Raw genomic sequence first — 13,649 nt, 5'->3', positions numbered from 1 at the left:
CCGGAGTTGGCAATGTGCCTAAGGTGGACATTCGAAGCTGCTTGAACAGCAGCAGATGATGTCAACAAGGGTGGTACCGCGCAGGTTAATGATAGCCTGTCGTCTCTTGATTTATAAGAGACGACAGGCTTTTTGGTGTCTTTGGACTAGGTTTTTTGAAAAGATGATGCACATACGATTACACACATGCAAATTCATATACAAAACGCTGGGAACAGGATTAGTAAAGCATAAAGCGGGTACACAGCGCGAGATCATCAGGGTTAAACCTGAACGATTGATGCTGCAGAGAGCTGCGGGTTGGTGCGACGCAGTCGAAGCTTAAGCTTGAACTCACCTGGGAGCGGAATGGTGGAGGCCGGCTAACTGCTAAAATTGAGGCAGTCAGATTACGGCGTGTACATCGTTACGGAAACCTCCGTCATCGGGTGTTCAAGCGGGTCGGACCCGCATGAAGCTTAGGCCTCGGCTTACCGCTGAAGTAACTTGCGGCTGCTTCATGAAAGGTTCCGGCCAATTAGAGTGGTACCACGGCAGCTCACTTGCGAGCCTGTCGTCTCTTACAAAGAGACGGCAGGCTTTTTTTGTTCCCTTGTTTCTCAAATCACAAATAAACGGAGGTATTCCCCATGAAAAAAATTCAAATCTTTGATACCACTTTACGTGACGGCGAGCAGTCGCCGGGAGCATCAATCGAGCCTGAGCGCAAAATTATTATCGCCCGCCAGCTGGCAAAGCTGGGCGTAGACATCATTGAACCCGGCTTTGCTATCTCAAGCCCTGGTGAATTCGCGGCGATCCAGCAAATCTCACGCGAGCTGCAAAACGTTGAAATATGCGGTTTTGCACGGGCGGTGAAGGTTGATATTGATGCAGCCGTGAAGGCTACGCAGGATGCAGCGAAACGGCGCCTGCACCTGTTCATCTCTTCTTCGGATATTCATCTGAGCCATCAGATCCGCAAAACGCGGTCCGAAGTCATCCAGATCGCGAAGGACATGATCTCTTACGCGAAGCAGTTTGTAGACGAGATCCAATTCGCGGCGATGGACTCGACCCGCTCGGACCGGGATTTTGTGATTGAGCTGGTAGAAGCGGCGATTGAATCGGGAGCTACCATTATTAATCTGCCTGACACACTGGGGTATGCGCTGCCGAATGAGATGGTGGATCTGTTCACTTCGGTGCGCGAGCAAGCGCGGGGCGGAGACAAGGTTCGTTACAGCACCCATAATCATAATGATCTGGGTATGGCCGTTGCGAACAGCTTGGCAGCAGTTCAAGCCGGGGCAACGCAGGTTGAGGTAACGGTAAATGGTGTTGGCGAAAGGGCAGGCAACTGCTCGCTCGAGGAGCTGGCGATGCTGATCGAGACACGTAAAGCAGCTTTACAGATCGAAACGAATATTGAACAGAGCGAGATTTATACGACCTCCCATATGGTCAGCCGAGCGATGCATTATCCGATTGCGTATAACAAGCCGATTGTCGGGCGGAACGCGTTCCAGCATGAATCCGGCATTCATCAGGACGGTCTGCTGAAGGACCGCAGCACCTATGAGATTATGGATCCGGAAGCGATGGGGATCTCCCGCAGCATGATTATTCTGGGCCGCCATTCCGGCCGCCATGCGATTAAGCACCGCTTGTCGGAGTACGGCATTAACGTAGCGGATAACGAGTTGAACGATGTCTACACCCAATTCAAGCAAGTGGCCGACGAGAAGAAAATCGTAACCGATGATGAGCTGATCCGCATCGCAGGTGAAATGACGGAGACGCAGCCGGACCCTTACAAGCTGGTTGATCTGCAGGTGCTGGCCGGCAGTCAGAAGTCCCGGATCGCTTCGGTTACCATTCGGGAGAGCGAAGACGGCGTCGAACGATCATACTCAGGTATGGGCGAAGGGCCGCTGGAAGCCGTTATCCACTGTATCCAGCAGGCGATTCCGGTAGCGGCACAATTCGAGGATCTGGAGCTGCATTCATTATCGACCGGAGAAGATGCGCATGGCGAAGCCGTGGTGAGCATTATTATTGAAGGCGAGCGGTTCCGCGGTACTTCCATCCATAAAGACATCATTTATGCAGCCGCTCAAGCCTATGTCGGTGCCTGCAATCAGGCGGTTATGACGGGCAGAAAACGGGTAATCGAAGAGAACGCTGTATAACTGGAATAGTTATCCACAAAACCTTGCGTTCTGTGCATAAGAGGAAAAAAACGGATAAACACAAGCTTTTTCCTGTGAATAAAAATGTGCGCGAATCGTGGATAGTTTTTGCACAGCCCCCTGTGGATAATGTGGATAACGTGGATAGGATTTTGGGCTAGGAAGGTTTTGTAAGTAATTAGTGACATTAACCTTTACAATTCACGCTTTGTTATCGACAGAATTAACTAACAATTCGAGTTATTATGTGGATAAACCTGTGGAAAACGTGGACAGCTACCCCGAAAGCACGCTTTTTGTGCTTTCGGGGCTTTTTTTGCACTTGGGCACGCTTTTTGTGCTTTCGTATTTTAGTTCTTTTGCGCCCCCGCAATAAAATTGCGTGATTCTGCAATACGGTTTTCGGTGAAAACACTTTCAATATCGGTTAAGGTTAAATTACTAGATAACGTTCCGGTGATTAGGTATTTTGGCCTGAATGGAGGAGAACTGTAATGAACTTAGAGACGGTCATTCAAGTAAGCTCAATCTGCAAATGTTATGGTCCGTACAACGCATTAAATGATGTCTCCTTTGAAGTAAATAAAGGCGAGCTGTTTGGCATTATTGGGACCAGCGGGGCAGGCAAAACAACCTTGCTGGAGATGCTGATGGGACTTCGCAGACCTGATGAAGGCACGATTGAAGTGCTTGGTATGGATGCCATTATGGAAGCGAAGCAACTGAAGGAATATATCGGCATGCATATGTACAGCAATTCACTCGTTGACAATCTGACGGTCCGTGAAGCGCTGGAACTGTTTCAATCGTTTTATATCAGACAAAATGATATTGATAAGATTATAGAAGATCTGGAGCTGGAGCCTTACGTGAATAAGCCTGTTAAGCGGCTGTCAGGCGGCTTGCAGCAGCGTATTGCGCTTGCTTTTGCACTGGTGAATGATCCTGAAATTATATTCCTCGATGAACCTACGACCGGGCTCGATAAGCAGGCGAGAGCGGATTACTGGTGTCTGCTTATGAAATTGAAGAGCCAAGGGAAAACGATTGTGATGGCATCCCATGATATGGGGGAAATGCAGCGTAATTGCGATCGTATTGCGGTGCTGCGCAAAGGAGATATCGTCAGATGTGATTCTCCGCAGCAGCTCATCTCCCAAATTCCAGAAGGCTGTTTTACGATGGAAGGTGTGTACGTTCATTTCGCTTATGCGGGAGTTTGACCTTACCTGAGTGATCCGGCCTAGTTTGAAGGAGGACTTTTGGATATGGATCATGGAAACGACATCAACGAAAGTCCATCAATTCATCGAAGCCAGGTGATAGAGAAGCGTATGGAGATGATCGCCATGCTGCTTGATAAATTAAATGGGGAGGAGATCGTCCAACAATCCAAAACCAGGCGGGTATCTCAAAAGCGAAAGGGGCGAAATAACGACAGGTTCATACAAATAGTTGCCGGCATTTTCTTCCATCGTATAAGATAGGGATGACACTACCCTATGGAGGCCAGAGGATGGAAGACATTGTGCCTATGATCGGGCAAGAGATGCAGCGGATTTCCGATAAATATTTCACTACGGAACCCCTACGCGGATATGCCAAGTCTTTTATACGGGAAAAGCAGGCCGAATCAATGAGATTCGGTCTATTAACCGTGCTTCATTACCGGATGTTTGGAGGAGACTCCGGTCCTATCTGCCAGGCAGCGGCCGCTGTAGAGCTATTTATATTGGCATCTGATATTTTGGATGACCTTCAGGATGGGGATGCGCCGCATCAAGCTTGGTCTCAGGTGCCGCCGGCGGCAGCCATGCAGACTGCTGCTTCCCTAATAGTCCTATCCCAGCAGGCGATGTTGGAGCTGGAGTTCGGACAAGCCGGCTTGCTCCGGGTTGTCCAGATGATGAACGGCCAGCTGCTGAAAGCGGCAAACGGCCAAATGCTGGATCTGATGAATGCGGTAACCGATGAGGATTCCTATATCGCTATGGTTCGGCATAAATCGGCTGCGCTTATCGTAATGGCATGCATGACTGGAGTCATGCTTGCGGGCCGGGAATGGCATCCGATTGTCGCAGAATATGCCGAAGAGGTAGGCATGGCGGCTCAAATTAAAAATGATATTCGAGACCTGCTTCGCTGGGATGACAAGAATGATTTCATTTTGCGCAAAAAGACCCTGCTCACCTTGTTCCTGTTGGAGGAAATCGCGGAGGGGGATGAGTGGATTAAAGACTATTTCGAAGGGAGGCTGCAGGCGGAGGATGTCGCAGGCCGGCAGCAAATGTTGGAAGAGGCATGTGACCGGACAGGGGCTGCTTTATATGGCTCTGTGCGCATGAGGATGCACTTCAATCGCTTTCAGGAACTGCTTGATGAGGTGCCGGAAGCCGCATTAGCTAAGGATAAACTCCTACAGATCTTCTCTAGCTAGGGCCTTCTATCACAAACCGCAATGAGGGTTGCGGGAAATACGGGGCAGATTGGCGTTTGCTGTCGAAAGATTTCCTGCTATATTAGAATCAGAAATTGATTCTAATATAGCAGAGGAGGAATTTTAAATGTTGAAAGATGCTATTCGTACGCTTGCTGCAAGCAAAGAGAAAATGTCGATGGTGATGGGTGGACAGCTGCAATTGGCTGGCGTATCCGCAGCAGAGCACAAAGCACTCCAAGATGCGCTGAAGAATCAAGACGAGAAAAAAGGCAACTACACTCTGGCGGTTTGGGGCTAATCAGTCATAAAGCGACTTCATGCGAGTGCAGGAGGAGAATAGACGATGTTTAAACCAACTCATAGAATTTCTGCACCTCTCTTCCTGGTTACATTTCTCGTCATTTTGCTCTATTTGACCTTCACGATCATTAAGGAGCCTTTTATAGGCGTTGAATTGGTAGAAGGTTCAGAGGGAGATTATTTCGTGAAAGCTCTCGAGCCTGCCGGACAAGCTATTAGCAAGGGTATCTTGGTCGGCGACAAAATCGTATCTGTGAACGGTGCGCCGGCAGGTCAATATAGCAATGTGAAGAAGTTTTTCTCCATTGAGAAATCAGATGCTGTGCTAGTCGAGCATAGCAACAAGGATCAGCAGTTGATTGTATTTAACCGGGGCTGGTACGGCGATCATTCCAGCTGGGAATTGTTCATTCAATTGTACATTCCGCTTATTTCGCTGATCCTGTTCGCAGGGTTTTCATCTTTTCTGTATTCGAAAAGGAAAAATGACAGCGCAGCTTTAATGCTCATGCTGTTTTTTGCCACGATTGGACTATGCTATTACTCTTCGGCGGCATCCTATCGCAGTGATCCCGTCGGATTCTCGATCATTTATTTAATTTTACCGTCGGTACCGATCATTTTCTTGCAGTTTATGAACCAATATATGAAACGGTATAACGTCGTCTTTATAAGCAAATCCGGATTAATCGGAATGCTAAGCACATTTGGTGTTGTCGAGCTCGGCATGCTGCTGTATGTTTGGACGAACCTTATATCAAACGATGCTTTTGTATACATAAGGATGTTGTACTACGGCACTTTGATTATCGGTAATTTCATTTGCATTTATCAGCTTATCAGGAAGTTTATGCAGTACCGCAAAACGAAGTTTAACTCGCTCTTCAAAATTACGCTAGTATCGCATATTGTTGCATTCACGCCGTTTACGGCCATGAACCTGCTGCCGCTCTTTATCGGCGGAGGTCAGATTTTGCCGGCTGCATTTACATCGTTATTCCTGTTTGTGCTGCCGATCGTGTATTTCTACCTGTTAACATCCAATCAGCTCTTTGACATTGACTTCATCCTAACCAGGTTTAAATATTATACGCTTCTGTCTCTCCTTCCGGCTCTTCTGCTGACGCTCGGAATTATCGGGGTGCTGAACGGAAAGACGGAAGTATCATGGGTTGCTTACATTCAAATGTTCTTGTCGTCTTATGTCGTCATGACTCTTTTCTTATACGTGAAGGAGCAGATCGATCATAAGTTTCGTCCGAAGCTGTTCAAAGCGATGTACAGCTACCAGGACAGCCTGGACCGTTTCTCCCGCAAAGTAGCGACGGTCATGAAGAGAGCGGACCTTGAGGCTGTGCTCAAGCAGGAGATCAGCGAACTGCTTCCCGTTAACCGCATTGATTTTGTTCTGGTAGATCAAGCGGATGGCTCCGTTCACAAGCTGGGCGAATCGGATGAAGAGAAAGGGACGTCACTATTCCTCCTTCAAGTTGCGGAATCGCTTCAGGTTGGCGAAATGGTGGAACTGCCTCATGGAATTGGTCTTGTCATAGGTCGTCAGCGTTCCAGATACCATATCGTATGGATCGGTTCAAAGACCAACCACACCCGGTTCAACTCGGACGAGCTGCGCTGGTTGAAGACATTAGCGAACTATTCGAGCATTGTGTTTGAGAACCTATATTTGATCGAAGGTTTGATTGAGGATCTGGAATCGGAAGTACGCAAGGAACAAACGACGGCCCCTTGGGTACTGCGGTTATTATTCTGCTTGTCAGAGAATGAACGCCGCAAGCTTGCTGCCGATCTTCATGACTCCGCTCTGCAGGATCAGCTAATCTGGTATCGCAAATTAGAGGGTGTTATGAATGATTATCCGATCTCGGACAAGCTGGGCGATGAGCTTAATGAAATCAAGGAAGGCCTCCTGGATGTCATTCACCAGATCCGTGAGACCTGTAATGAGCTTAGACCGCCGCTGCTTAAAGAGATGGGCGTTATCGAAGCTGTTGAATCCATTGTAGAGCATTCGCAAATGCGGGATAACTTTGCTGTTGATTTCAGGCCTAAGCCATTTATTCATCCGCTTAACGAAGAGCAGATTACTGCCATCTACCGAATCGTTCAGGAATTGCTCCGCAATGCAGCCAAGCATGCGCAGGCGAACGAGGTTACTCTGGAGCTTGAACAGCGGAAAGGAAAGATCTACTTCCGCTACAAGGATGACGGGATCGGAATGGATGTTGATTATATGAAGGCATCCTTCGAGCATATGGGGCTGTCCGGGATTAAAGAGCGGGTTGCCAGCCTTGAAGGAGAAATTACGTTCCGGTCGAAGCGTGGAAGCGGGCTGGAGGTTGTGATCAACTTGCCGGAGACAATGACGACCGGTCGTTCGGAAAGGGGATTATTACGTGATTCGTATCTTATTAGTTGATGATCATCCTTCCGTGGGTGAAGGAACGAAGACCATGATCGAACAGGATCCAGAGATGAAAGTAACGGTTGTGTTATCCGCAATGGAAGCACTTGATGCCGTCAATTCGGAACCCTTTGATATTATATTGTGTGACCTGAATATGCCGGGGATTAGCGGGCTGGAGCTCGCTAAGCGGCTCATTCAGCAGGATCCTGACCGCAGAGTGCTCATCTATACGGGTTATGAGATCAGTACCCACTATAACCTGCTGATTGAATGCGGCGTATCCGGCTTTATTTCGAAGACGGTATCGCGGGAGCAGCTGCATAACAATATCCGGTGCGCGATGCGTGGGGAAGCGGTTATTCCAATTACCCTGTTGAAGCAGCTGCGGCGTAATGAAGTAAAGATTACCCGCGCGGAAAAAGCTATTGAAGAGGTCTCGATTAATGAACGAGACCAGGATATATTGCAGGAAGTTGCCAATGGCAGCAGCAATAAGGATATTGCCGCCAAGCTTCATATGAGCCAGCGGACAGTGGAGTACAACCTGACGCGTATTTTCGAGAAGTTGAGTGTCCGGTCAAGATCCGAAGCGATTGTAGAAGCCAAGCGGCTTGGACTTATTCGTATGGAGCAATTTTTAACCTAAATGATGCTTACCAGGGCTGCTCATGTTTCACCTGAGGTGAAGCGTGGAAGTCTTCCTATATGGGATAACTGCCGCTTAATGCTGCAGAATCGTATCCCCATGATTGTCTTGCAAGACCACCCTAACTTTTGGTTTCCCTCTCAATGCTTACGTCTTTATGGCGTAAGCATCTTTTTTTCTTAACGTAATTACCTATAATAAGGGAGAAAGGAGGGAGGTCCGTTGAGCCTGCTTAGACATGGCCTATTGATGTGGGCAGTCTTTATCCTCTTATTTACTCTCTCAACCTTTGGTTTGGAGCTGCTTGAAGGCAATAAAATAATGACAACCGAATATTACGGATGGCGGAATATAGGAATTACTTTTATCTTCCTTATCTTATTGTTTAATATCGTCCCTTATCTCGTTTCCTTTCTGCCTGTAACACTACTGGCTAATTTATGGATTAGACCTCTTGGGGTCCGTCTAGTGATCTATATGATTGCTGGAGGATTATACGGCCTATGGATGTTTCAAAGACTGTACGGCCATTGGGAGGGTTATCTTGCAGAAGGTTACGCTCTAAACCGGAATAGTTCGATTATTCTGTTTGGTTCGGCTGGCATTTTATACGGTATATTGGATCAATATTTTAAAAAATACACGGATTAAAAAACCTCTCTCCCAACCGTCTGGATTGGAAGAGAGGCTGAACAATCGTTATTCGCTTAATTCTTCCCACTGTTCATAAGAGGTGTTAAGCGATTGACGTTTGGCTTCAATCTTGGCCTGAATCTCTTGAATGGCCATATAGTCGTTAAAGATGGCCGGATCCGTTAATTGAACTTCAAGCTCGGCAATCTGCTCTTCCAGCGTGGAGATGTCTTGCTCCAACTGCTCAAGCTTGCGCTGGCGGCTGCGTTCTTCCCGCTTGGCCTGCTTATCCATCTCATAAGAAGTAGGGGCTTCAGCGACAGGCTGGTTAGACTTGCTAGCCAGCTTGGCGGCCGCTTCAAGTCTGGCTTCCTCGAGTTCTGCCTTCTTCTCGACCATGTCATCATAATTTCCTAGGAAATGCTCGGTTCCTGTCGGTGTCAGTTCGACAATCCGCTCGGCCATTTTGTTAAGGAAATAACGGTCATGGGAGATAAAGAGCAGCGTTCCTTCATAATCCAGCAGGGCGGATTCAAGTACCTCTTTGCTAAACAAGTCCAGATGGTTGGTAGGCTCATCGAGAATAAGAACGTTGGCCTGCTCGAGCATCAGCTTGGCAAGCGATACGCGCGCTTTCTCGCCGCCGCTGAGGGAAGAGATACGCTTGAGGACATCTTCTCCGCTGAATAAGAAATTGCCCAGCACCGTGCGGATGCGTGCTTCTTCCATATGCGGATAGGTCCCCCATACTTCCTCCAGTACGGTGTTGGAAGGCGTGAGACCCGTTTGCTCCTGGTCATAATAGCCAAGCTTTACATTGGAACCCCAACGGACACTGCCCGTCTGCGGTTGTCTTTGTCCAACCAGAACTTTAAGCAAAGTGGACTTGCCAATCCCGTTTGGACCAATGAGAGCAACGGTTTCTCCGCGCTGCAGCTTGAAGGAAACCTGCTGGAACAGCTGACGGTCCTTTTCCGGGAACTTGACGGACAGATCGGCTACATCAAGAACATCCTTGCCCGTCTGGCGCTCAATCTCGAAGGAGAAACGGGCTTTCTTCAGATCGCCAAGCGGCCTGTCGAGCACATCCATTTTCTCCAGCGCTTTACGGCGGCTTTGTGCACGCTTGGTCGTTGAGGCACGGACGATATTGCGCTGAATGAACTGCTCCATCTTCGCAATTTCATCCTGCTGCTTCTCATACACCTTCAGATTGGCTTCGTACTCGGCCGCTTTCAGATCGATATACCGGCTGTAGTTGCCGGTGTACCGCTTGGCTGCATGGCGCTCAATCTCGACAATGGTTGTTACCAGCGCGTCGAGGAAGTAGCGGTCATGGGAGACAACCAGGATCGCGCCGGAATAGCTGCGAAGATAGCCTTCAAGCCAGGTAAGCGTAGGGATATCCAAATAGTTCGTAGGCTCGTCCAGCATAAGCAGATCAGGTGCCTGCAGCAGAATACGCGCAAGGGCAAGGCGGGTTTTCTGGCCGCCGCTTAGCGTGCTGATCAAGGTGTCCGGCGGGAAGCTGCCGAATCCCATCCCGTGAAGGACGCTGTTAATACGGGTGTTGATCTCAAATCCGCCTTGCTCCCGGAACCAGTCGGATTTGCGGGAGTAGCGGTTGAGCACTTCCTCGTAACGCTTCGGATTGTCATGCAGTGCCGGATCGGCAATCTGCTGCTCGAGCTCACGGAGTTCTTTCTCGGCATCGGTCAGATGAGAGAAGACAACACGCATTTCCTCTTCGATCGTGCGGGTCGATTGAAGACCGCTATTTTGGGCCAGATAACCGATTCGTGTTTCTTTAGCTTTATGAATGGCACCGGAGTCATACGACAGTTCCCCCGCAATGATTTTGAGCAGGGTAGATTTGCCGGCACCGTTAACTCCGACAAGTCCAATCCGTTCCCGTTCGAGAACTTGCATCGATATATCGGACAATATGACGTCTATGCCATAGTTTTTACTGATATTGGATACTTGAAGCAGCATGAATGATACCTCCAACAAATAATGACTCGTTCATTATATATTACCACAAACCGCCGCCGCCATTGGCGAAAGTTGCATAACAATGGTAAACTACAAGTAAACAAATAGCATGTATGGGAAGGCAGAGCCGGAAACGATGAATGAACAGTCAAACGGGAATCCGTTCGATAAAGCCGCACTGCGGAAGGCCATGACGAAGCTTCGTGACGGTATTTCCTCGGAGGAGCGTTCCGTTCGGTCAGCGGCGGCTTGCCGGTATGTATCGGAATGGATGAAGGAGCAGGAAGTGGAAAGCTTTATGTGTTATGTTCCTTTCCGCTCTGAGCTGGATACCCGAACGCTTGTGGAGTGGGGCTGGGAGACAGGCAGAGAGGTCATTGTGCCCAAATGTTATCCGGCCGATCGTTCGATGACACTGCACAAGCTGGACAGCTGGAGCGGGCTTAAGGCAGGAGCATATGGCATTATGGAGCCGGATCCGATCGAGTGTCCGCCGCTTCCGGATGCTTATGTGCCGAAGCTTGTGATTACGCCAGGTCTTGCTTTTGACAGCAAGGGCGGGCGGCTTGGCTACGGGGGCGGTTATTACGACCGCTTCGCGGAACGTCTCCGTAATGAGCGGGGAGAGGCTTCGCAGCTCGTAAAGTGGTTTGGCATCGCTTTTGAAGATCAGCTTGTGGAAGAGATTCCGATGCAAGCCCATGACAAGCGTATGAACGGAATAGTAACTGAACTTATGGTAAGAGTTTGGAGTGACGGTAATGGAACTGACGCATTTTAATGAGCAAGGCCGGGCGCGGATGGTTGACGTCAGCGATAAAGAAGTAACCGCCAGAACGGCAACCGCACGTACGCAGGTGAAGATGAACCCTGGTACGCTCGCTCGAATTAAAGAAGGCAGTATTGGCAAAGGGGATGTGCTGGCTGTTTCGCAGGTTGCTGCGATTATGGCCGCGAAGAAAACCTCTGACTGGATTCCGATGTGCCATCCGCTTCCGTTAACCGGTGTGAATGTTACATTCGGAGATAACGGAAATGATGAGCTGTATATAGAAGCAACAGTAAAGACAACCGGTAAAACAGGCGTGGAGATGGAGGCTTTGACAGCTGTGTCTGCCGCGGCGCTTACCGTTTATGATATGTGCAAGGCGCTGCAGAAGGATATGGTCATCGGTCCGACTTACCTGATCGAGAAGACCGGGGGCAAAAACGGAGACTATCGGATTTGACAACCCATGAACGGATAAGGGATGGGAGGAATAATTGATGCGGTGGAAAGTAGCAATATTGACGGCAAGTGATAAAGGCTCGCGCGGGGAACGTGAAGATACGAGCGCGCAAGTCATTCGCGAGCTGGTAGAAGAAGAATTGGGCGGACAGATAGTCGATTACCGGATCGTACCTGACGAGCAGGATGAGATTATAGCGGCTATTATTGAAATGACCGAGTATTATCAGGCGGATCTTATTCTGACCACGGGCGGAACGGGGCTTGCGCCAAGGGATGTCACACCGGAGGCAACGCTTAAGGTTGTAGACCGTCTCGTGCCGGGTATTGCGGAAGCGATGCGGATCGGAGCCCTTCAGAAGACCCGCCGCGCGATGCTGTCCCGCGGGGTATGCGGTATTCGCGGACAATCTCTTATTATTAACCTGCCGGGCAGCCCGAAGGGTGTGCATGAGAGCTTGATGGCCATTATGGATCAGCTGCCGCATGCTTTGGAGATTATAAGCGGCAGCCATGGAGATCACGAATGAGCGGAGCAGAAACGATTCTAAAAGAAGTGCCGGTGCATGAAGCCGTTGGTCTCCGGCTTGCTCATGATCTTACGCGCATCATACCGGGACAGTTTAAAGGGCGTTTATTCAAGAAAGGACATGTCATTACGGAAGAGGATATCCCAAGCTTGCTGGATATCGGCAAGGAGCATATCTATATTATGGAGCTGGGTCACAATGAGCTTCATGAGGATGACGCTGCACTCCGGATGGCAGAAGCGCTCGCAGGTGATGGAATCACGCTATCCGAGCCGCATGAAGGCAAGGTCAGTCTGAAGTCTCACCTCCTTGGTCTTGCTGAAATTGATCAGGAGCTTGTAGAAGCAATAAATGATCTTGGCGAGATTGCGCTGGCGACGGTGAAGACGCATAGCGTTGTGAAGGAAGGCAGGCCTCTTGCCGCAACTAGAGCGATTCCGCTTACGGTACCTAAGGTAAAGGTTGAAGCGGTGGAGAAACTTGCTGAGGAATATCGAGCGGCTCATGAAGGACAAGCTCCACTGAGGGTGCTTCCTTTCCGCAAGCTGCGTGCGGGGCTGCTGACAACTGGCGGTGAAGTATTCTCGGGCCGTATTCAGGATAAATTCGGACCGGCTGTCCGGGCGAAGCTGGAAGCCTTCGGTTCAGAGGTGGCGGAGCAGCGGTTCGCGCCGGATGACCGACAAATAATTGTCAAGGAAATACACTATTTGCTAGAGCAACGTTATGATATGATACTAGTGACTGGCGGAATGTCGGTCGATCCTGATGACCGGACACCAGGCGCAATAAAAGCGTCCGGAGCGGATATCGTCAGCTACGGCACACCGATGCTTCCGGGCTCGATGCTGCTTATGGGTTATTTGAATGGCGTACCGATTCTAGGATTGCCAGGCTGCGTTATGCATGATCCGTACACTTCTTTCGATGTACTGTTGCCTCGTATTTTAGCTGGTCAGACTATCGTGAGAGAAGACATTGTCCGCATGGGATATGGCGGTTTGAACAACGGTTAGTGAAATACATAAGGGTATAACGATTAGGAGGAAGATCAAGGATGTCAGGTATAGGCGCAACAGGCTTTATATTACTCGCAATTGTCGCTTTGCTACTGTTTGGACCAAACAAGCTTCCTGAACTTGGCCGTGCATTTGGCCGCACGCTGAAAGAGTTTAAGGCAGGGGCAAGAGATATGATGGATGAAGAGAAAGATACGAAACGCGTTGAAGTGAACCGGACGGAAAATATCGATTCGGATAATAAGCGGCTTCCGGACTAAAC

Annotated in this window: 14 protein-coding genes and 1 other annotated feature (1 of these 15 running past the window's edge); of the genes, 13 read left to right on the top strand and 1 reads right to left on the bottom strand. The window is 49.2% G+C overall.

Annotation, left to right across the window (positions count from 1 at the left end; all coding sequences use genetic code 11):
- Nucleotides 1-110, top strand: a binding site (T-box leader); it begins 190 nt to the left of the window's first position.
- 519 nt (nucleotides 111-629) lie between these two features.
- The 8 genes from BM200_RS27790 to BM200_RS27760 all read left to right on the top strand — a co-directional run bounded on the left by BM200_RS27790 (nucleotide 630) and on the right by BM200_RS27760 (nucleotide 8,633).
- A complete protein-coding gene (locus BM200_RS27790; protein WP_091190359.1) occupies nucleotides 630-2,171 on the top strand; it encodes a 2-isopropylmalate synthase in 1,542 nt (513 codons plus the stop codon).
- Nucleotides 2,172-2,665: 494 nt separating this feature from the next.
- On the top strand, nucleotides 2,666-3,394 hold the full coding sequence (locus BM200_RS27785) for an ABC transporter ATP-binding protein (protein WP_091190357.1): 729 nt from the start codon (nucleotides 2,666-2,668) through the stop codon (nucleotides 3,392-3,394).
- Between the two features lie 45 nt (nucleotides 3,395-3,439).
- The gene (locus tag BM200_RS27780) at nucleotides 3,440-3,658 is read left to right on the top strand and encodes a hypothetical protein (protein ID WP_091190355.1); all 219 of its coding nucleotides are present in this window, start codon (nucleotides 3,440-3,442) and stop codon (nucleotides 3,656-3,658) included.
- Nucleotides 3,659-3,687: 29 nt separating this feature from the next.
- Nucleotides 3,688-4,608 carry a polyprenyl synthetase family protein gene (locus BM200_RS27775; RefSeq protein WP_175533061.1) on the top strand — a complete coding sequence of 307 codons (921 nt, stop codon included), beginning with the start codon at nucleotides 3,688-3,690 and terminating at the stop codon, nucleotides 4,606-4,608.
- A gap of 127 nt (nucleotides 4,609-4,735) precedes the next feature.
- Nucleotides 4,736-4,909, top strand: a complete 174-nt coding sequence (gene comX / locus BM200_RS30185) for a competence pheromone ComX (protein ID WP_175533060.1) — start codon at nucleotides 4,736-4,738, stop codon at nucleotides 4,907-4,909.
- 45 nt (nucleotides 4,910-4,954) lie between these two features.
- Nucleotides 4,955-7,348: an ATP-binding protein gene (locus tag BM200_RS27770; protein ID WP_091190351.1), complete on the top strand. Its 2,394-nt coding sequence runs from the start codon at nucleotides 4,955-4,957 to the stop codon at nucleotides 7,346-7,348.
- A complete protein-coding gene (locus tag BM200_RS27765) occupies nucleotides 7,326-7,982 on the top strand; it encodes a response regulator transcription factor (protein ID WP_091190349.1) in 657 nt (218 codons plus the stop codon). Before BM200_RS27770 ends, BM200_RS27765 begins: the two co-directional genes overlap by 23 nt.
- A 222-nt stretch (nucleotides 7,983-8,204) precedes the next feature.
- Nucleotides 8,205-8,633, top strand: coding sequence for a hypothetical protein (locus BM200_RS27760; RefSeq protein ID WP_091190347.1), 429 nt, complete (start codon nucleotides 8,205-8,207; stop codon nucleotides 8,631-8,633).
- A gap of 48 nt (nucleotides 8,634-8,681) precedes the next feature.
- On the opposite strand, the gene BM200_RS27755 is transcribed toward BM200_RS27760, so the two are convergent.
- The gene (locus tag BM200_RS27755; RefSeq protein WP_091190345.1) at nucleotides 8,682-10,610 is read right to left on the bottom strand and encodes an ABC-F family ATP-binding cassette domain-containing protein; all 1,929 of its coding nucleotides are present in this window, start codon (nucleotides 10,608-10,610) and stop codon (nucleotides 8,682-8,684) included.
- A gap of 136 nt (nucleotides 10,611-10,746) precedes the next feature.
- Here BM200_RS27755 and BM200_RS27750 point away from each other — a divergent pair, with 136 nt between their 5' ends.
- Genes BM200_RS27750 through BM200_RS27730 form a run of 5 tightly spaced genes read left to right on the top strand, consistent with a single transcriptional unit; the run spans nucleotide 10,747 to nucleotide 13,647 of the window.
- Nucleotides 10,747-11,391 (top strand): 5-formyltetrahydrofolate cyclo-ligase, encoded by a 645-nt coding sequence (locus BM200_RS27750; protein ID WP_091190474.1) that lies wholly within the window; start codon nucleotides 10,747-10,749, stop codon nucleotides 11,389-11,391.
- A complete protein-coding gene (moaC, locus tag BM200_RS27745; RefSeq protein WP_091190342.1) occupies nucleotides 11,372-11,839 on the top strand; it encodes a cyclic pyranopterin monophosphate synthase MoaC in 468 nt (155 codons plus the stop codon). The genes BM200_RS27750 and moaC overlap by 20 nt, the downstream gene beginning before the upstream one ends.
- 37 nt (nucleotides 11,840-11,876) lie before the next feature.
- A complete protein-coding gene (locus tag BM200_RS27740) occupies nucleotides 11,877-12,368 on the top strand; it encodes a MogA/MoaB family molybdenum cofactor biosynthesis protein (protein ID WP_091190339.1) in 492 nt (163 codons plus the stop codon).
- A complete protein-coding gene (locus BM200_RS27735; protein WP_091190337.1) occupies nucleotides 12,365-13,384 on the top strand; it encodes a molybdopterin-binding protein in 1,020 nt (339 codons plus the stop codon). Before BM200_RS27740 ends, BM200_RS27735 begins: the two co-directional genes overlap by 4 nt.
- A 41-nt stretch (nucleotides 13,385-13,425) precedes the next feature.
- Nucleotides 13,426-13,647 (top strand): twin-arginine translocase TatA/TatE family subunit, encoded by a 222-nt coding sequence (locus tag BM200_RS27730; protein WP_091190334.1) that lies wholly within the window; start codon nucleotides 13,426-13,428, stop codon nucleotides 13,645-13,647.
- Nucleotides 13,648-13,649: the final 2 nt, after the last annotated feature.

Source organism: Paenibacillus catalpae, assembly GCF_900112695.1.
GTDB lineage: Bacteria > Bacillota > Bacilli > Paenibacillales > Paenibacillaceae > Pristimantibacillus > Pristimantibacillus catalpae.
This window is presented reverse-complemented; position numbering and strand designations above follow the sequence as displayed.

What these genes read in the sequence shown, in the direction of transcription:
- BM200_RS27790 (WP_091190359.1), top strand. Translation starts at nt 630, where the DNA reads ATGAAAAAAATTCAAATCTTTGATACCACTTTACGTGACGGCGAGCAG.
- BM200_RS27785 (WP_091190357.1), top strand. Translation starts at nt 2,666, where the DNA reads ATGAACTTAGAGACGGTCATTCAAGTAAGCTCAATCTGCAAATGTTAT.
- BM200_RS27780 (WP_091190355.1), top strand. Translation starts at nt 3,440, where the DNA reads ATGGATCATGGAAACGACATCAACGAAAGTCCATCAATTCATCGAAGC.
- BM200_RS27775 (WP_175533061.1), top strand. Translation starts at nt 3,688, where the DNA reads ATGGAAGACATTGTGCCTATGATCGGGCAAGAGATGCAGCGGATTTCC.
- comX (WP_175533060.1), top strand. Translation starts at nt 4,736, where the DNA reads ATGTTGAAAGATGCTATTCGTACGCTTGCTGCAAGCAAAGAGAAAATG.
- BM200_RS27770 (WP_091190351.1), top strand. Translation starts at nt 4,955, where the DNA reads ATGTTTAAACCAACTCATAGAATTTCTGCACCTCTCTTCCTGGTTACA.
- BM200_RS27755 (WP_091190345.1), bottom strand. Translation starts at nt 10,610, where the DNA reads ATGCTGCTTCAAGTATCCAATATCAGTAAAAACTATGGCATAGACGTC.
- BM200_RS27750 (WP_091190474.1), top strand. Translation starts at nt 10,747, where the DNA reads ATGAATGAACAGTCAAACGGGAATCCGTTCGATAAAGCCGCACTGCGG.
- moaC (WP_091190342.1), top strand. Translation starts at nt 11,372, where the DNA reads ATGGAACTGACGCATTTTAATGAGCAAGGCCGGGCGCGGATGGTTGAC.
- BM200_RS27740 (WP_091190339.1), top strand. Translation starts at nt 11,877, where the DNA reads ATGCGGTGGAAAGTAGCAATATTGACGGCAAGTGATAAAGGCTCGCGC.
- BM200_RS27735 (WP_091190337.1), top strand. Translation starts at nt 12,365, where the DNA reads ATGAGCGGAGCAGAAACGATTCTAAAAGAAGTGCCGGTGCATGAAGCC.
- BM200_RS27730 (WP_091190334.1), top strand. Translation starts at nt 13,426, where the DNA reads ATGTCAGGTATAGGCGCAACAGGCTTTATATTACTCGCAATTGTCGCT.